Origin of the sequence: Burkholderia sp. S171 (assembly GCF_009766085.1) — a bacterium.
GTDB lineage: Bacteria > Pseudomonadota > Gammaproteobacteria > Burkholderiales > Burkholderiaceae > Caballeronia.
Genome location: NZ_LMUF01000007.1, coordinates 1 through 18529 on the forward strand (window position 1 = coordinate 1; position 18529 = coordinate 18529).

Here is an 18529-nt window from a genome sequence, read left to right on the forward strand (position 1 = left end):
GTGAAGTTGATCGCTCCGATCGCGATGGAAGAAGGTCTGCGCTTCGCTATCCGTGAAGGCGGTCGTACCGTCGGCGCCGGTGTCGTGGCCAAGGTTCTGGCGTAAATCGAGCAAAGCCAGAAATTGCTCGATAGTCTGTAGTTTTCGGGGTTGGCGAAATCGCCGACCCCAAAATGGTTTAGGGGTATAGCTCAACTGGCAGAGCGTCGGTCTCCAAAACCGAAGGTTGGGGGTTCGATTCCCTCTGCCCCTGCCACAATCTTGCGTCTCCGGGCGCTGCTTAAGGTGTTATGGCGAATCCTTCCGTCGAAACTGTAAATACTTCCGGCGACAAGTTGATGTTGACCGCGGGCGTATTGTTGGTCTTGGCCGGGTTCGTAGGTTTCTTCTGGCTAGGTGGCCAGGAGTGGTACGTTCGCGGCGCCGCGCTGGCTGTCGGCTTGATCGCGGGTGTTGCGGTCGGTCTTCTCTCCGCACCGGGAAAGGGTTTTATCGCCTTTGCCAAAGATTCGTACAAAGAAGTCCGCAAGGTGGTGTGGCCGACACGTAAGGAAGCCACGCAAACCACGCTGGTGGTCTTCGCATTTGTGCTGATCATGGCAATCTTCTTGTGGCTTAGCGATAAGTCGATTGAGTGGGTGATATTCTCGGTAATTCTGGGTTGGAGATGATATGAGCGAAGCACCAGCATCACCGAGCGGAAAACGTTGGTATGTCGTGCACGCCTACTCCGGTATGGAGAAGAGCGTGCAACGTGCGCTTCAAGAGCGCATCGACCGTGCTGGCATGCAGGATCAGTTTGGTCAAATTCTCGTCCCGACCGAAGAGGTTGTGGAAGTGAAGGGCGGTCACAAGTCAGTGACAGAGCGTCGTTTCTTTCCGGGCTATGTGCTCGTTGAAATGGAAATGACAGACGAAACGTGGCACTTGGTAAAAAATACTGCCAAGGTGACCGGTTTCGTTGGCGGGGCGCGCAATCGTCCGAGCCCGATCTCTCCGCGTGAAGTGGAAAAGATCATGTCGCAAATGCAGGAAGGCGTCGAAAAACCGCGTCCGAAAACGCTCTTTGAAGTGGGTGAAATGGTTCGGGTCAAGGACGGTCCGTTCACAGACTTCAACGGCAACGTTGAGGAAGTGAATTACGAGAAATCGCGCGTTCGTGTGTCTGTCACCATTTTTGGACGCTCGACCCCGGTTGAACTGGAATTTGGCCAGGTCGAGAAGGTTTAAAAGCATTCGTTTTTCGCCGCGCTCGAGGTGTTAACTTCGTAGCGCGGTTCGCGCTTACAGTCCGCGTTATGGCTGTTGAGGAGCGTCAGTAGCCGTTTTGGCGAGCGCGCGTTATCACTCATCGAACGCTAACGCGTTCTGCAGAGGTTTTCAACATGGCAAAGAAAATCATCGGCTTTATCAAACTGCAGATTCCTGCAGGTAAAGCCAATCCGTCACCGCCGGTTGGTCCGGCACTGGGCCAGCGCGGCCTGAACATCATGGAGTTCTGCAAGGCGTTTAACGCCCAGACTCAAGCGATGGAGCCGGGTCTGCCGGTGCCGGTGGTTATTACGGCATTCGCGGACAAGAGCTTCACGTTCATCATGAAGACGCCGCCGGCTACCGTTCTGATCAAGAAGGCAGCAGGTATTGCGAAGGGTTCGCCGAAGCCGAATGCTGACAAGGTCGGCAACATCACGCGCGCTCAAGCTGAAGAAATCGCCAAGACCAAGATGCCTGACCTGACGGCATCAAATCTGGACGCAGCGGTTCGTACGATCGCGGGCAGCGCCCGTTCGATGGGCATCACCGTGGAGGGCGTATAAATGGCTAAGCTTTCTAAGCGTCTTCAAGCGTTCGCCGCCAAGGTGGATCGTATGAAGCTGTACCCCGTCGACGACGCTCTTTCGCTGGTCAAGGAATGCGCCAGCGCGAAGTTCGATGAATCGATCGACGTAGCTGTGCAACTCGGCATCGATGCGAAGAAGTCGGACCAAGTGGTTCGCGGTTCGGTTGTGTTGCCCGCAGGCACCGGCAAGTCGGTTCGTGTTGCTGTGTTTGCGCAAGGCGAAAAGGCTGAGCAAGCTCGTGCAGCCGGCGCAGAAATCGTCGGTATGGAAGACCTGGCTGAACAAGTCAAGGCCGGCAACCTGAACTTCGACGTTGTGATCGCTTCGCCGGACACAATGCGCGTTGTCGGTACGCTCGGTCAGATCCTCGGCCCGCGCGGCCTGATGCCGAATCCGAAGGTTGGCACGGTAACCGCTGACGTTGCGCAAGCTGTTCGCAACGCAAAGGCTGGTCAGGTGCAGTTCCGCGTCGACAAGGGCGGAATCATCCACGCAACTATTGGCCGTGCTTCGTTCGAGCCGGCGTCGTTGCGTAAGAATCTGTCGGCACTGGTAGAGGCCCTTCAAAAGGCTAAGCCGGCGACCAGCAAGGGCGTGTATCTGCGCAAGATCGCATTGTCGAGCACCATGGGTGTCGGCGTGCGCGTAGATCACTCCACGCTCTCGCAGTAAAGAATCATGCGCAGGTTGACGCGATCTCGCGTGAACCTGCGTTAAGGGCTTTGGGCGGTTGCAAGCTGAAATTGGCGAGCAGCCGGTTGTCAAAGACCGTTGGCGGAAGCGCAGCAATTGGGCGTGACCTTAATGTAAGCCAACGCAGATGGCGAACCCGGAACAGTTTTGGTGTGGTTGAAGTCGGTTGTCGCGTGCTGTGAGGTGCGCACCAGCCGGTCGAAATACTCCTGACAGGTCGGACGCCGTTGTTGAACGCGGTGCGCTAAGTTGGCGCATCGAATCTGGAGGTTTAACCGTGCCACTGAACAAAGAAGACAAGCAGGCAGTTGTCGCTGAAGTCGCCGCGCAAGTCGCGAAGGCTCAGACGATGGTGCTCGCTGAGTATCGTGGAATTGCGGTTGGCGATCTGACCAAGCTGCGCGCAAAGGCTCGCGAGCAACAAGTGTATCTCCGCGTGTTGAAAAACACGTTGGCGCGTCGCGCCGTGGAAGGTACGCCGTTCGCTCCGCTGGCCGAGCAGATGACTGGTCCTTTGATCTACGGCATCTCGGAAGATGCAATTGCTGCTGCCAAGGTTGTTAACGACTTCGGCAAAACCAATGACAAGTTGATCATCAAGGCCGGTTCCTACGAAGGCAACGTGATGGACAAGGCGGCTGTGCAAGCACTCGCCAACATCCCGAGCCGCGAAGAACTGCTCTCCAAGTTGTTGTACGTCATGCAAGCTCCTGTTGCTGGCTTCGCGCGCGCTCTGGCCGCGCTCGCCGCGCAAAAGGGTGGCGGCGCTGAAGCTCCGGCTGAAGCTGAGCCGGAAGTTGCTGCTTAACGTACTGCGCTTGGTTGCCTGGTTAGGCTTACAAGATCGCTGGCTGTATCCGAATTCAATTTAGGAGTATTTCAAATGGCAATCGCAAAAGATGACATCCTCGAAGCAGTAAGCTCGATGTCGGTTCTGGAATTGAACGAGCTGGTCAAGGCGTTCGAAGAAAAGTTTGGCGTGTCGGCTGCAGCAGTTGCAGTTGCTGGCCCCGCTGGTGCCGCTGCTGTTGTTGAAGAGCAGACCGAGTTCACGGTGAACCTGGTCGAAATCGGCGCAAACAAGGTGTCGGTGATTAAGGCTGTTCGCGAACTGACGGGTCTCGGCCTGAAGGAAGCGAAGGACCTGGTTGACGGTGCACCGAAGCCTGTTAAGGAATCGGTACCGAAGGCTGCTGCTGAAGAAGCGAAGAAGAAGCTGGAAGAAGCAGGCGCGAAGGCTGAAATCAAGTAAGTTTCACTGCGCTTTGCTAAGGCTGGCGGTCTATGACCGCCGGCCTTTTTCTGCTTTGTGGGAACAATGTTTCGAGTCGCCGGTTTCGGCAACAAGAACCTTATAGAAGCCAAAGAAAAACATCGGCGGGACAATTTTGCCGATTCTTTTCTTTGTCTTCTGAAGCGACTGCAGAAGGCAAGTTTGGTCGGGTAGCGGGCAACATAGGCATCCGCTGCCGTCAGCCAGCGGTTGGTAGCGGCCAACCACCAAGCTTCTAGGCTCGTTCGCCCCTCCCTGGGCGTATGACGAGTCTCAGTCGGTGAACACCGGGTCGTGTCATCGAGGTATCCCGCCTCGGCAACGCCCGCCGTGATTCGGAGATCGTATGCAATATTCCTTCACCGAGAAGAAGCGTATTCGCAAGAGTTTCGCGAAACGCCCCATCGTTCACCAGGTTCCCTTCCTGCTGGCAACCCAGCTTGAATCATTCAGCACATTTCTGCAAGCCGAGACCATCGGGACTCAGCGCAAGGCAGAAGGACTGCAAGCAGCTTTTTCATCGGTGTTCCCGATCGTTTCGCATAACGGCTTTGCGCGTCTCGAATTCGTGAGCTACATGCTCTCGCCGCCGGCGTTCAACATCAAGGAATGCCAGCAGCGTGGCCTGACGTACTGTTCCGCCTTGCGTGCCAAGGTCCGCCTGGTGCTGCTCGACAAGGAATCGCCGAGCAAGCCGGTCGTCAAGGAAGTGAAGGAACAGGAAGTCTACATGGGCGAAATGCCGCTCATGACGCCGACCGGTTCGTTCGTGATCAACGGTACGGAACGCGTGATCGTGTCCCAGTTGCACCGTTCGCCTGGCGTGTTCTTTGAGCACGACAAGGGCAAGACGCACAGCTCGGGCAAGCTGCTTTTCTCGGCTCGTATCATCCCTTACCGTGGTTCGTGGCTCGACTTCGAATTTGATCCGAAGGACGTGCTGTATTTCCGCGTCGACCGTCGCCGGAAAATGCCTGTGACCATCTTGCTGAAGGCCATTGGCCTGACGCCGGAACAGATCCTCGCGAACTTCTTCGTGTTCGATAACTTCGCGTTGATGGGCGAAGGCGCGCAAATGGAATTCGTGCCGGAGCGTCTGCGCGGTGAAGTCGCGCGCTTCGACATCCAGGATCGCGAAGGCGCGGTCATCGTCCAGAAGGACAAGCGGATCAACGCGAAGCACATTCGCGATCTCGAAGCTGCGAAGACGAAGTTCATTTCGGTACCGGAAGACTATTTGCTCGGCCGCGTGCTGGCAAAGAATGTGGTCGATGGCGAAACGGGCGAAGTGATCGCGAACGCCAACGACGAGATCACCGAAATGGTGCTCGAGAAGCTGCGCGAATCGAAGGTCAAGGACATCCAGACGCTCTACACGAACGATCTGGATCAAGGTCCGTACATTTCGTCGACGCTGCGTATCGATGAAACCGCCGACCGCATGGCTGCACGTATTGCGATTTATCGCATGATGCGTCCGGGCGAACCGCCGACGGAAGAAGCCGTCGAAGCGCTGTTCAACCGTTTGTTCTACAGCGAAGACGCGTACGACCTGTCGAAGGTGGGTCGTATGAAGTTCAACCGTCGTGTGGGCCGTGACGAAATCACTGGCTTGATGACGCTGCAGGACGACGACATCCTCGCGACGATCAAGATTTTGGTCGAGCTGCGTAACGGCAAGGGCGAAGTCGATGACATCGATCACTTGGGCAATCGCCGTGTGCGTTGCGTAGGTGAGTTGGCCGAGAATCAGTTCCGCGCGGGCCTTGTGCGCGTGGAACGGGCTGTGAAGGAACGTCTGGGTCAGGCTGAAAGCGAAAACCTGATGCCGCACGACCTGATCAACTCGAAGCCGATTTCGTCCGCTATTCGCGAGTTCTTCGGTTCGTCGCAGCTGTCGCAGTTTATGGACCAGACGAATCCGTTGTCGGAAATCACCCACAAGCGCCGTGTATCGGCTCTTGGACCGGGCGGTTTGACGCGTGAGCGCGCAGGCTTTGAAGTTCGCGACGTGCACCCGACCCACTACGGCCGTGTGTGCCCGATTGAAACGCCGGAAGGTCCGAACATCGGGCTGATCAACTCGCTGGCGCTGTACGCGCACTTGAACGAATACGGTTTCCTCGAGACGCCGTATCGGAAAGTGGTCGACAGCAAGGTGACCGATCAGATCGACTATCTGTCCGCCATTGAAGAAGGCCGCTACGTGATCGCTCAGGCGAACGCGTCGCTGGGCGAAGGCGGCACGCTGACCGACGAGCTGGTTTCGTCGCGTGAAGCGGGCGAAACGCTGATGGTCACGCCGGACCGCATCCAGTACATGGACGTGGCGCCGTCGCAGATCGTGTCCGTGGCTGCTTCGCTGATTCCGTTCCTTGAACACGACGACGCGAACCGCGCATTGATGGGCTCGAACATGCAGCGTCAGGCTGTGCCTTGCCTGCGTCCTGAAAAGGCTGTCGTCGGTACGGGTATTGAACGCACCGTGGCGGTCGACTCGGGTACGACGGTTCAGGCGGAACGCGGCGGTATCGTCGATTACGTCGATGCTGGCCGTATCGTGATTCGCGTGAACGACGATGAAGCGGTTGCCGGCGAAGTCGGTGTCGACATTTACAACCTGATCAAGTACACGCGTTCGAACCAGAACACGAACATCAACCAGCGTCCGATCGTAAAGGTCGGCGACAAGGTTGGCCGTGGCGACGTGGTGGCCGACGGTGCATCGACCGATCTGGGCGAGCTCGCGCTTGGCCAGAACATGCTCGTCGCGTTCATGCCGTGGAACGGCTACAACTTCGAAGATTCGATCTTGATCTCGGAGAAGGTCGTTGCTGAAGATCGCTACACGTCGATCCACATCGAAGAATTGAATGTGGTTGCACGCGATACGAAGCTCGGACCGGAAGAAATCACACGCGACATCTCGAACCTGGCTGAAGTGCAACTTGGCCGTCTCGATGAGTCGGGCATTGTGTACATCGGCGCGGAAGTGGAAGCGGGCGACGTGCTGGTCGGCAAGGTCACGCCGAAGGGCGAAACCCAGCTGACGCCGGAAGAAAAGCTGCTGCGCGCGATCTTCGGTGAGAAGGCGTCGGACGTGAAGGATACGTCGCTGCGCGTGCCGTCGGGCATGAGCGGCACGGTGATCGACGTGCAAGTGTTCACGCGCGAAGGCATTACGCGTGACAAGCGTGCACAGCAGATTATTGATGACGAACTGAAGCGTTATCGCCTGGACTTGAACGATCAGTTGCGCATTGTGGAAGGCGACGCGTTCTCGCGTCTCGCCCGTATGCTCAACGGCAAGATTGCGAACGGTGGTCCGAAGAAGCTGGCGAAGGGCACGGCGCTCGATCTGCCGTACCTGGAAGATCTGGATCACTACCACTGGTTCGACATCCGCCTCGCGGACGAAGAAGCAGCGGCTCAGCTCGAAGCCATCAAGGACTCGATCGAACAAAAGCGTCACCAGTTCGATCTGGCGTTCGAAGAAAAGCGCAAGAAGCTGACGCAAGGCGACGAACTGCCGCCGGGCGTGCTGAAGATGGTCAAGGTGTACCTGGCTGTTAAGCGTCGTCTGCAACCGGGCGACAAGATGGCCGGCCGTCACGGTAACAAGGGTGTTGTGTCGAAGATCGTGCCGATCGAAGACATGCCGTACATGGCCGATGGCCGTCCGGCCGACGTCGTGCTGAATCCGCTCGGCGTGCCGTCACGGATGAACGTGGGTCAGATTCTCGAAGTGCATCTGGGCTGGGCTGCGAAGGGTCTGGGATGGCGTATCGGCGAAATGCTGCAGCGTCAGACGAAGATTGAAGAGCTGCGTGCTTTCCTGACCAAGATCTACAACGAGTCAGGCCGTAAGGAAGAGCTGGAAAACTTCACCGACGACGAAATCGTCGAACTGGCGAAGAACCTGCGCGAAGGTGTTCCTTTTGCAACGCCGGTGTTCGACGGCGCGACGGAAGGCGAAATGGAACGTGCGCTGGATCTGGCGTTCCCGGACGACATCGCGAAGCAGTTGGGCATGACGAAGTCCAAGAATCAGGTGCAATTGAGCGACGGCCGCACGGGTGAACCGTTCGAACGGACGGTCACGGTGGGCTACATGCACTACCTGAAATTGCATCACTTGGTCGACGACAAGATGCACGCTCGTTCGACTGGACCGTACTCGCTCGTCACGCAGCAGCCGCTGGGTGGTAAGGCGCAGTTCGGTGGCCAGCGTTTCGGTGAGATGGAAGTGTGGGCGCTCGAAGCATATGGCGCTTCGTATGTGCTGCAAGAAATGCTGACTGTTAAGTCGGATGACGTGGCCGGTCGTACCAAGGTCTACGAGAACCTGGTCAAGGGTGACCACGTGATCGATGCCGGCATGCCTGAGTCGTTCAATGTGTTGGTGAAGGAAATCCGGTCGCTCGGTATCGACATCGACCTGGACCGGAACTAATCGGACTACTGGAGAGACGCAATGAAAGCTCTGCTCGATCTATTCAAGCAAGTCCAACAACCTGAAGTTTTTGACGCGATCAAGATCGGTCTGGCCTCGCCGGACAAGATCCGTTCGTGGTCCTTCGGCGAAGTGAAGAAGCCTGAAACCATCAACTACCGGACGTTCAAGCCGGAACGCGATGGCCTGTTCTGCGCCAAGATTTTTGGCCCGATCAAGGACTATGAGTGCCTGTGCGGCAAGTACAAGCGCCTCAAGCACCGCGGCGTGATCTGCGAAAAGTGCGGCGTTGAAGTCACGCTCGCCAAGGTGCGTCGCGAACGGATGGGCCACATTGAACTGGCCTCGCCGGTTGCGCACATCTGGTTTTTGAAGTCGCTGCCGTCGCGTCTGGGCATGGTGCTCGACATGACGCTGCGCGACATCGAACGCGTGCTGTATTTCGAAGCGTACGTTGTGATCGAACCGGGCATGACGCCGCTGAAAGCGCGGCAGATCATGACGGAAGAGGATTACTACAATAAGGTCGAAGAATACGGCGACGAATTCCGTGCCGAGATGGGCGCGGAAGGCGTGCGTGAACTGCTGCGCGCGATCAACATCGACGAACAGGTCGAAGTGCTGCGCACCGAACTCAAGAACACGGGTTCGGAAGCGAAGATCAAGAAGTACGCGAAGCGCCTGAAAGTGCTCGAGGCATTCCAGCGTTCGGGCATCAAGCCGGACTGGATGGTGCTGGAAGTGCTGCCGGTGCTGCCGCCGGAACTGCGTCCGCTCGTGCCGCTGGACGGCGGCCGTTTCGCGACGTCGGATTTGAACGACTTGTATCGCCGCGTGATCAACCGTAACAACCGGTTGAAGCGTCTGCTCGAGTTGAAGGCGCCTGAAATCATCGTCCGCAACGAAAAGCGGATGCTGCAGGAAGCCGTCGATTCGCTGCTCGACAACGGTCGTCGCGGTAAGGCAATGACCGGCGCGAACAAGCGTCCGCTGAAGTCGCTCGCTGACATGATCAAGGGTAAGGGCGGTCGTTTCCGTCAGAACTTGCTCGGTAAGCGCGTTGACTATTCGGGCCGTTCAGTGATCGTGGTGGGCCCGACCCTCAAGCTGCATCAGTGCGGTCTGCCGAAGCTGATGGCGCTCGAACTGTTCAAGCCTTTCATCTTCAACAAGCTGGAAGTGATGGGTGTTGCTACCACCATCAAGGCCGCGAAGAAGGAAGTCGAGAACCAGACAGCCGTGGTGTGGGACATTTTGGAAGAAGTGATCCGCGAACATCCGGTGATGCTGAACCGCGCGCCTACGCTTCACCGTCTTGGCATTCAGGCTTTCGAGCCGGTGCTGATCGAAGGTAAGGCTATTCAGTTGCATCCGCTCGTTTGCGCGGCGTTCAACGCCGACTTCGACGGTGACCAGATGGCCGTTCACGTGCCGCTGTCGCTGGAAGCGCAGATGGAAGCGCGCACGCTGATGCTGGCGTCAAACAACGTCCTGTTCCCGGCCAACGGCGATCCGTCGATCGTGCCGTCGCAGGATATTGTGCTGGGTCTTTACTACGCATCGCGTGAAGCGGTGAACGGCAAGGGCGAAGGCATGACGTTCACGGGCGTGTCGGAAGCGATCCGCGCGTACGAAAACAAGGAAGTCGAGCTGGCGTCGCGGGTGAATGTCCGGATTACGGAAAACATTCACAACCCGGATCAAAGCGAAGGCGCACCGAAGTTCGTGCCGAAGATCACGCTGTACGCAACCACGGTTGGCCGTTCTATTCTGTCGGAAATTCTGCCGCCGGGACTGCCGTTCTCGGTGCTGAATCGACCGCTGAAGAAGAAGGAAATTTCGCGCCTGATCAACACGGCATTCCGCAAGTGCGGTCTGCGCGAAACGGTGATCTTCGCCGACCAGTTGATGCAGATGGGTTTCCGTCTGGCTACGCGCGCCGGTATTTCGATTTGCGTCGACGACATGCTCGTGCCGCCGCAGAAAGAACAGATCGTCGGCGATGCAGCCAAGAAGGTGAAGGAATACGACCGTCAGTACATGTCGGGTCTTGTGACTTCGCAAGAGCGCTACAACAACGTGGTCGACATTTGGTCGGCAACGTCGGAAGCGGTCGGCAAGGCGATGATGGAGCAGTTGGCTACGGAACCTGTGGTCGACCGCGACGGTAATCAGACGAAGCAGGAATCGTTCAACTCGATCTACATGATGGCCGACTCGGGCGCTCGTGGATCCGCTGTTCAGATTCGTCAGCTGGCCGGTATGCGTGGCCTGATGGCGAAGCCGGACGGCTCGATTATCGAGACGCCTATCACGGCGAACTTCCGTGAAGGCTTGAACGTGTTGCAGTACTTCATCTCGACGCACGGTGCACGTAAAGGCTTGGCCGATACGGCGTTGAAGACGGCGAACTCGGGTTACCTGACGCGTCGTCTCGTTGACGTGACGCAGGATTTGGTCGTGGTCGAAGACGATTGCGGCACGACGAACGGCGTGGCAATGAAGGCGTTGGTTGAAGGCGGTGAAGTTGTCGAAGCCTTGCGTGACCGGATTCTCGGCCGAGTGACGGTGGCAGACGTCGTCAATCCGGAATCGCAGGAAACGCTGTACGAATCGGGCACGTTGCTCGACGAAGACATGGTCGACGAAATCGAACGCCTGGGTATCGACGAAGTGCGCGTGCGCACGCCGTTGACCTGCGAAACGCGTTACGGCCTGTGCGCTTCGTGCTATGGCCGCGACCTGGGTCGTGGCTCGCGCGTGAACGTCGGCGAAGCGGTGGGTGTTATCGCTGCGCAGTCGATTGGTGAGCCGGGCACGCAGCTGACCATGCGTACGTTCCACATCGGTGGCGCGGCGTCGCGTGCGGCGATCGCTTCGTCGGTTGAAGCGAAGTCGAACGGTACGGTGCGTTTCACGGCAACGATGCGTTACGTCACGAATGCGAAGGGCGAGCAGATCGTCATCTCGCGTTCGGGCGAGGCGATCATTGCCGACGACCTCGGTCGTGAGCGCGAACGTCACAAAATCCCGTACGGCGCAACGTTGCTGCAACTGGACGGCGCAGTCATCAAGGCTGGTGCACAACTGGCTCAATGGGATCCGCTGACGCGTCCGATCATCACCGAGTGGGGCGGTACGGTGAAGTTCGAAAACGTCGAGGAAGGCGTGACGGTGGCGAAGCAGATCGACGATGTGACGGGGCTTTCAACGCTCGTCGTGATCGACGTGAAGCGTCGCGGTTCGCAAGCGGCGAAGAGCGTTCGTCCGCAAGTGAAGCTGCTCGATGCGCAAGGCGAAGAAGTCAAGATCCCGAACACCGAGCATTCGGTGCAGATCGGCTTCCAGGTCGGCGCACTGATCACCGTGAAGGACGGTCAGCAAGTGCAGGTTGGTGAAGTGCTGGCACGTATCCCGGTTGAAGCGCAGAAAACGCGTGACATTACCGGTGGTCTGCCGCGCGTGGCCGAACTGTTCGAAGCGCGCTCGCCGAAGGACGCCGGCATCTTGGCGGAAGTCACGGGTACGACGTCGTTTGGTAAGGACACGAAGGGCAAGCAGCGTCTCGTTATTACCGACGTGGAAGGGGAACAGCATGAGTTCCTGATCACGAAGGAAAAGCAGGTGCTGGTGCACGATGGTCAGGTCGTCAACAAGGGCGAAATGATTGTCGATGGCCCGGCCGATCCGCACGACATTCTGCGTTTGCAGGGTATCGAAGCGCTGGCTCGCTACATCGTGGACGAAGTGCAGGACGTGTACCGTCTGCAGGGCGTGAAGATCAACGACAAGCACATCGAAGTGATCGTGCGTCAGATGTTGCGCCGTGTGCAGATCGTCGACAACGGCGATACGCGTTTCATCATGGGCGAACAAGTTGAGCGGTCGGACATGCTGGACGAGAACGACCGGATGGCCGCGGAAGACAAGATCCCCGCGACCTACGAGAACGTGCTGCTCGGTATTACGAAGGCATCGCTCTCGACCGATTCGTTCATCTCGGCAGCTTCGTTCCAGGAAACGACGCGCGTGTTGACCGAAGCGGCCATCATGGGCAAGCGCGACGATTTGCGCGGTCTGAAGGAAAACGTGATCGTCGGCCGGTTGATTCCGGCCGGTACGGGTCTCGCGTTCCACAAGGCACGCAAGAGCCGCGAGTTGTCGGATCGTCAACGTTTCGACCAGATTGCAGCGGAAGAATCGTTCGATTTCGGCACGCCCGAAGCCGCACCTGTCGCGCCTGCAGAACAGCAACATCCGGCGGAGTAAGTTTTGGAGTTCGGGCCTTTTTACAGGTTCGGGCTTTAGCAACTGATCTGCTTGTAATAGAAGCCGCCCGGTTTATACCGGGCGGTTTTTTTTGCTCTATCGATTGGCTAACGTTGAGTCATGCGGCCGCCTTGGGGTCCGGTCGTTGGTAAAATCGAAACACTCACGCTCTGGCGCACTCCGTCTTCTCCATGTCCCGTTCGCTCGAAATTCTCAAGGAAGTATTTGGCTACCCCGTTTTTCGGGGGCAGCAGGGCGATATCGTCGATCATGTGGCCGCCGGCGGGGACTCACTCGTGCTCATGCCGACCGGCGGTGGTAAATCTCTCTGTTACCAGATTCCCGCTTTATTAAGGCGCGAAGCCGGTTTCGGCGCTGGGATCGTCGTGTCGCCGTTGATCGCGTTGATGCAGGATCAGGTGGCGGCGTTGAGCGAAGTCGGCGTGCGTGCTGCGTGCCTGAATTCGACACTCACCGGCGCCGAAGCTGCTGCAACCGAAAGAGCGTTGCGTAACGGGGAAATCGACCTGCTGTATGTCGCCCCGGAACGGCTAATGACGCCCCGTTTCCTCGAGCTGATTGAGAGCGTTCGCATCGGCCTGTTTGCTATTGACGAAGCGCACTGCGTATCGCAATGGGGGCACGATTTCCGGCCGGAATATATCCAGTTGTCGGTGCTGCATGAGCGGTTTCCATCGGTGCCGCGGATCGCGTTGACGGCTACCGCCGACGCCATTACGCGCGATGAAATCGTGCATCGCCTGGCTTTGGACGATGCGCGTATTTTCGTCTCAAGCTTTGATCGGCCGAATATCCGGTATCGGATCGTCGAAAAGGATAATGCGCGCGCGCAACTGCTCGATTTCATTCGCGCCGAGCACACGAATCCGGACAAAACCACCGACGCTGGCGTGATCTATTGCTTGTCGCGTCGCAAGGTGGAGGAAACCGCCGATTGGCTCAAGAGTCAGGGCGTGCGCGCGCTGCCGTATCACGCGGGGATGGAGTACGAAATCCGTCAGCGGCATCAGGAAATGTTCAAACGCGAAGAAGGCATCGTGATGTGCGCAACGATCGCTTTTGGTATGGGTATCGATAAACCGGACGTGCGCTTTGTAGCGCATCTGGATTTGCCCAAGAGCGTGGAAGGCTATTACCAGGAAACCGGGCGCGCGGGCCGGGACGGCATGCCGGCGAACGCGTGGATGGCGTACGGCCTGGGCGACGTTGTTCAACAGCGCAAGATGATCGACGAATCCGACGCGGACGATACCCACAAGCGCGTGCAGGGTGGCAAGCTCGACGCGCTTCTTGGGCTCTGCGAAGCGGCTTCATGCCGACGCGTGCGTTTGCTCGGCTACTTCGGCGAGGCCAGCGAGCCCTGTGGCAATTGCGATACCTGCCTCGAGCCGCCGGAATCGTGGGACGCCACTCGTGAGGCGCAGATGGCCCTTTCGTGCGTCTACCGGGCGTATAAGGCCAGTGGTTTCCATTTCGGCGCGGGCCATCTGATCGATATCCTGCGCGGCAGCCGGTCTGAGAAATTACTTCAACGTGGTCACGAAAAATTATCCACGTTTGGACTTGGCGCGGCGTTGTCGGAGCAGGAATGGCGCGCGGTGTTTCGCCAGTTGGTGGCCTTCGGCTATCTGGCCGTCGACCATGACGGTTTCGGTGCACTGATTCTCACTGAGGCAAGCAAGGCGGTGCTCAAGGGCGAGCAAAACGTGACGCTCCGGAAGTACGTGAAGCCAACGCGTACGCGTCAGTCTTCCAGCCGAACCGGCGAACGCGCCGATCCCACGGCAGGTATGTCGCCGCGCATCAAAGCACGCTGGGAAAGGCTGCGCGCGTGGCGTGCAAGCATGGCCAAAAGCGACGGCGTGCCGGCGTACGTCATTTTCCACGACGCGACGCTTGCAGAGATCGCGCGCAACGAGCCGGATTCAATCGAGGATCTCAGCCAGATTCCGGGGATCGGCGCGCGCAAACTCGAGCGTTTCGGCGACGAATTGCTCGAAGTCGTTGGTGCGAACTAGCTTTTAGCGGTCTGATCACGCCGAACGACACCCAAGCTGTTGACCGCATTAGGAATTTCAGATTATGATGCTAGGTTCTCGTTCTTGGATCTGCTAAGAGGTCTTTCCTCGCATGCACGAGCAAGAATCGGAGTGTTCGAGCGCAATTCGTTTTGCTTTGCCCGAAACGGAGGCGTCGATTTTGATCAATTTAGGAATAGACAATGCCAACCATCAATCAATTGGTTCGCAAAGGCCGCGCTTCAGAAGTAGTGAAGAGCAAGTCGCCGGCTTTGCAGGACTGCCCCCAGCGTCGTGGAGTGTGCACTCGCGTGTACACGACGACGCCGAAGAAGCCGAACTCGGCACTTCGTAAAGTTGCAAAAGTTCGCCTGACGAACGGTTTCGAAGTCATTTCGTACATCGGTGGTGAAGGCCACAACCTGCAGGAACACTCGGTCGTGCTGATTCGCGGCGGTCGTGTGAAAGACTTGCCGGGTGTGCGTTATCACATGGTTCGCGGCTCGCTTGATACCCAGGGCGTCAAGGACCGTAAGCAAGCTCGCTCGAAGTACGGTGCGAAGCGCGCTAAGGCCAAGTAAGTTTTCTTGCTGGCTGAGTTATACAGGTTGCCCTTAACAGGGCGTTCAAGCGGTGGTGCCGGAAGTGCCGGTGCTGTCGAGTAAGTGGTCACCCGGCCGAGCTGGTTAGTCAGGACAGTGCGCACGCAATTGCGGGTTTAGATGGATCGGGTTAGTTGGTGACCGCGGGGCCGATATGGCTCCAACTGAAAAATCAAAGGAAGAAACATGCCGCGTCGTCGCGAAGTCCCCAAACGGGACATATTGCCGGATCCGAAATTCGGCAACGTAGATGTAGCCAAGTTCATGAACGTGATCATGCTGTCGGGCAAGAAGTCGGTTGCCGAGCGTATCGTTTATGGTGCTTTTGAACAGATCCAGACCAAGGGTGGCAAGGACCCGCTGGAAGTGTTCACGGGTGCGCTCAACAACGTGAAGCCGGTGGTGGAAGTGAAGAGCCGTCGCGTTGGTGGTGCGAACTATCAAGTTCCAGTCGAAGTGCGTCCGTCGCGTCGTATGGCATTGGCGATGCGTTGGTTGCGCGAAGCTGCGAAGAAGCGCAGCGAGAAGTCGATGGCCCTGCGTCTCGCAGGTGAACTTTCGGAAGCTGCGGAAGGCCGCGGCGGCGCGATGAAGAAGCGCGACGAAGTTCACCGGATGGCAGAAGCCAATAAGGCGTTCTCGCACTTCCGCTTCTAAGGCTGCTTTTAGGCCTCCCGACCTGGGACGAACGGAAAAACCTCCGGGCGGGTGCGCTTACAAAGCGCCTCGCCCGTTTGTGTTAGGGCGCGACTGGCATGTGTCGGTTGCGTCGACCCAATTAAGGATTCAAAGTGGCTCGCAAGACACCTATCGAGCGCTACCGTAATATCGGTATTAGCGCTCACATCGACGCCGGCAAAACGACGACGACCGAGCGCATCCTGTTTTACACGGGCGTGAACCACAAAATCGGTGAAGTTCACGACGGCGCGGCAACGATGGACTGGATGGAGCAGGAGCAGGAGCGCGGCATCACCATCACGTCGGCAGCAACGACGGCCTTCTGGAAAGGCATGGCTGGCGACCGCCCCGAGCACCGCATCAACATCATCGACACCCCGGGACACGTTGACTTCACCATTGAAGTTGAGCGTTCCATGCGTGTGCTCGACGGTGCGTGCATGGTTTATTGTGCTGTGGGTGGCGTTCAGCCCCAGTCGGAAACCGTATGGCGCCAGGCCAACAAGTACAAGGTTCCCCGTCTCGCGTTCATCAACAAGATGGACCGTACCGGCGCGAACTTCTTCAAGGTCTATGATCAGCTCAAGCTGCGTCTGAAGGCAAACCCCGTTCCTATCGTGGTGCCAATTGGCGCAGAAGACACGTTCACGGGCGTGGTCGACCTGATCAAGATGAAGGCGATCATTTGGGATGAAGCGTCCCAAGGTACGAAGTTTTCGTACGAAGAAGTCCCGGCTGAACTGCTCGATTCGTGCGTTGAATGGCGCGAAAAGATGGTTGAAGCCGCGGCTGAAGCGAACGAAGAAATGATGAACAAGTACCTCGAAACGGGCGAGTTGACCGAAGAGGAAATCATCAAGGGTCTTCGCGACCGTACGATTGCTTGTGAAATCCAGCCAATGTTGTGCGGCACCGCGTTCAAGAACAAGGGTGTACAGCGCATGTTGGACGCTGTGCTCGACTTCCTGCCGTCACCAATCGACATTCCGCCGGTTCTGGGCGAACTCGAAGACGGCAAGCGTGCTGAACGTCGTGCCGCTGATGACGAGAAGTTCTCGGCACTCGCATTCAAGATCATGACCGACCCGTTCGTCGGCCAGTTGATCTTCTTCCGCGTGTACTCGGGTACGACCAAGTCGGGCGACACGTTGCTGAATGCGACCAAGGACAAGAAAGAACGTCTCGGCCGTATTTTGCTGATGCACGCAAACCAGCGCGAAGAAATCAAGGAAGTGCACGCAGGCGACATCGCCGCTGCGGTTGGCTTGAAAGACGCAACCACTGGCGACACGCTGTGCGATCCGGCACATCCGATCGTCCTGGAACGCATGATTTTCCCGGAGCCGGTGATTTCGCAGGCCGTGGAACCTAAGACCAAGCCTGACCAGGAAAAGATGGGCCTTGCGCTGAATCGTCTGGCTCAGGAAGATCCGTCGTTCCGCGTTCAGACTGACGAAGAGTCGGGCCAGACCATCATTTCGGGTATGGGCGAGCTGCACCTGGAAATTTTGGTTGACCGTATGCGCCGCGAATTCGGCGTTGAAGCAACCGTCGGCAAGCCGCAAGTTGCGTATCGCGAAACGATCCGCGGCAAGGCTGAAGACGTTGACGGCAAGTTCGTCAAGCAGTCGGGCGGACGCGGCCAGTACGGTCACGTTGTCATTACGCTTGAGCCGAATGAGCAGGGCAAAGGCTACGAGTTCCTGGACGAGATCAAGGGCGGCGTGATTCCGCGCGAGTACATCCCGGCTGTGGACAAGGGCATTATTGAAACGCTGAAGGCTGGCGTGCTGGCAGGCTTCCCCGTGGTGGACGTCAAGGTTCACCTGACGTTCGGTTCGTACCACGACGTTGACTCGAACGAAAATGCATTCCGCATGGCCGGTTCGATGGCGTTCAAGGACGCAATGCGCAAGGCAAGCCCGGTCATCCTCGAACCGATGATGGCTGTGGAAGTCGAAACGCCGGAAGACTACATGGGCAACGTGATGGGCGACTTGTCGAGCCGTCGCGGTATCGTCCAGGGCATGGAAGACATGATTGGCGGCGGCAAGATCGTGCGCGCTGAAGTTCCGCTGTCGGAAATGTTCGGCTACTCGACGTCGCTGCGTTCGGCGACGCAAGGTCGCGCTACGTACACGATGGAATTCAAGCACTATGCTGAAGCTCCGCGAAACGTGGCAGAAGCGATCATCAACGCGAAGTCCAAGTAATTCGGCAAGCCGAAAGTCTTTAACCGATCAACAAATTTGAAAGAAGGTAATCATGGCAAAAGGTAAATTCGAACGGACCAAGCCGCACGTCAACGTAGGCACGATTGGTCACGTCGACCATGGCAAGACCACGCTGACGGCAGCAATCGCGACGGTGTTGTCGAAGAAGTTTGGCGGCGAAGCGAAGGCGTATGACCAGATCGATGCAGCGCCGGAAGAAAAGGCGCGTGGCATTACGATCAACACGGCTCACGTCGAGTACGAAACGGCAGCGCGCCACTACGCGCACGTTGACTGCCCGGGACACGCCGACTATGTGAAGAACATGATTACGGGTGCAGCGCAGATGGATGGCGCGATCCTGGTGTGTTCGGCTGCAGACGGTCCGATGCCGCAAACGCGTGAGCACATCCTGTTGGCTCGCCAGGTTGGCGTGCCGTACATCATCGTGTTCCTGAACAAGTG

The 18529-nt window shown here is 57.7% G+C and carries 13 protein-coding genes, 1 tRNA gene and 1 pseudogene; all 15 read left to right on the forward strand.

Annotation, left to right across the window (positions count from 1 at the left end):
* Positions 1-105, forward strand: a pseudogene (locus GSQ93_RS02855) (elongation factor Tu); the annotation flags it as partial.
* Positions 106-180: 75 nt separating this feature from the next.
* Positions 181-256: transfer RNA gene (locus tag GSQ93_RS02860), tRNA-Trp, on the forward strand.
* A gap of 34 nt (positions 257-290) precedes the next feature.
* Entirely contained in the window at positions 291-671 is a 381-nt protein-coding gene (gene secE / locus GSQ93_RS02865) for a preprotein translocase subunit SecE (RefSeq protein WP_031361597.1), read from the forward strand.
* Position 672: 1 nt separating this feature from the next.
* Positions 673-1230: a transcription termination/antitermination protein NusG gene (nusG, locus tag GSQ93_RS02870; protein ID WP_031361596.1), complete on the forward strand. Its 558-nt coding sequence runs from the start codon at positions 673-675 to the stop codon at positions 1228-1230.
* Positions 1231-1385: 155 nt separating this feature from the next.
* On the forward strand, positions 1386-1817 hold the full coding sequence (gene rplK, locus GSQ93_RS02875) for a 50S ribosomal protein L11 (protein WP_158934172.1): 432 nt from the start codon (positions 1386-1388) through the stop codon (positions 1815-1817).
* Entirely contained in the window at positions 1818-2513 is a 696-nt protein-coding gene (rplA, locus tag GSQ93_RS02880; protein WP_089166626.1) for a 50S ribosomal protein L1, read from the forward strand.
* A 298-nt stretch (positions 2514-2811) separates the two neighbouring features.
* Complete coding sequence (rplJ, locus tag GSQ93_RS02885; protein WP_047845330.1) at positions 2812-3342, forward strand: 50S ribosomal protein L10; 531 nt, start codon at positions 2812-2814, stop codon at positions 3340-3342.
* 75 nt (positions 3343-3417) lie between these two features.
* The gene (gene rplL, locus GSQ93_RS02890; RefSeq protein ID WP_062092985.1) at positions 3418-3786 is read left to right on the forward strand and encodes a 50S ribosomal protein L7/L12; all 369 of its coding nucleotides are present in this window, start codon (positions 3418-3420) and stop codon (positions 3784-3786) included.
* Positions 3787-4153: 367 nt separating this feature from the next.
* Positions 4154-8260 carry a DNA-directed RNA polymerase subunit beta gene (gene rpoB, locus GSQ93_RS02895; protein ID WP_158934173.1) on the forward strand — a complete coding sequence of 1369 codons (4107 nt, stop codon included), beginning with the start codon at positions 4154-4156 and terminating at the stop codon, positions 8258-8260.
* 21 nt (positions 8261-8281) lie between these two features.
* Positions 8282-12529 (forward strand): DNA-directed RNA polymerase subunit beta', encoded by a 4248-nt coding sequence (gene rpoC, locus GSQ93_RS02900; RefSeq protein ID WP_158934174.1) that lies wholly within the window; start codon positions 8282-8284, stop codon positions 12527-12529.
* Positions 12530-12720: 191 nt separating this feature from the next.
* Positions 12721-14568 (forward strand): DNA helicase RecQ, encoded by a 1848-nt coding sequence (gene recQ, locus GSQ93_RS02905; protein WP_158934175.1) that lies wholly within the window; start codon positions 12721-12723, stop codon positions 14566-14568.
* Between the two features lie 203 nt (positions 14569-14771).
* Complete coding sequence (rpsL, locus tag GSQ93_RS02910) at positions 14772-15149, forward strand: 30S ribosomal protein S12 (RefSeq protein ID WP_158934176.1); 378 nt, start codon at positions 14772-14774, stop codon at positions 15147-15149.
* Positions 15150-15356: 207 nt separating this feature from the next.
* Entirely contained in the window at positions 15357-15827 is a 471-nt protein-coding gene (gene rpsG / locus GSQ93_RS02915) for a 30S ribosomal protein S7 (protein WP_031361587.1), read from the forward strand.
* Positions 15828-15961: 134 nt separating this feature from the next.
* Positions 15962-18064, forward strand: a complete 2103-nt coding sequence (gene fusA, locus GSQ93_RS02920; RefSeq protein ID WP_158934177.1) for an elongation factor G — start codon at positions 15962-15964, stop codon at positions 18062-18064.
* A 52-nt stretch (positions 18065-18116) separates the two neighbouring features.
* The coding region (locus GSQ93_RS02925; protein ID WP_158934596.1) for a GTP-binding protein at positions 18117-18529 on the forward strand (413 nt) is incomplete at its 3' end.

Coding starts and splice junctions, on each gene's coding strand:
- secE (WP_031361597.1), top strand. CDS start 291: ATGGCGAATCCTTCCGTCGAAACTGTAAATACTTCCGGCGACAAGTTG.
- nusG (WP_031361596.1), top strand. CDS start 673: ATGAGCGAAGCACCAGCATCACCGAGCGGAAAACGTTGGTATGTCGTG.
- rplK (WP_158934172.1), top strand. CDS start 1,386: ATGGCAAAGAAAATCATCGGCTTTATCAAACTGCAGATTCCTGCAGGT.
- rplA (WP_089166626.1), top strand. CDS start 1,818: ATGGCTAAGCTTTCTAAGCGTCTTCAAGCGTTCGCCGCCAAGGTGGAT.
- rplL (WP_062092985.1), top strand. CDS start 3,418: ATGGCAATCGCAAAAGATGACATCCTCGAAGCAGTAAGCTCGATGTCG.
- rpoB (WP_158934173.1), top strand. CDS start 4,154: ATGCAATATTCCTTCACCGAGAAGAAGCGTATTCGCAAGAGTTTCGCG.
- rpoC (WP_158934174.1), top strand. CDS start 8,282: ATGAAAGCTCTGCTCGATCTATTCAAGCAAGTCCAACAACCTGAAGTT.
- recQ (WP_158934175.1), top strand. CDS start 12,721: ATGTCCCGTTCGCTCGAAATTCTCAAGGAAGTATTTGGCTACCCCGTT.
- rpsL (WP_158934176.1), top strand. CDS start 14,772: ATGCCAACCATCAATCAATTGGTTCGCAAAGGCCGCGCTTCAGAAGTA.
- rpsG (WP_031361587.1), top strand. CDS start 15,357: ATGCCGCGTCGTCGCGAAGTCCCCAAACGGGACATATTGCCGGATCCG.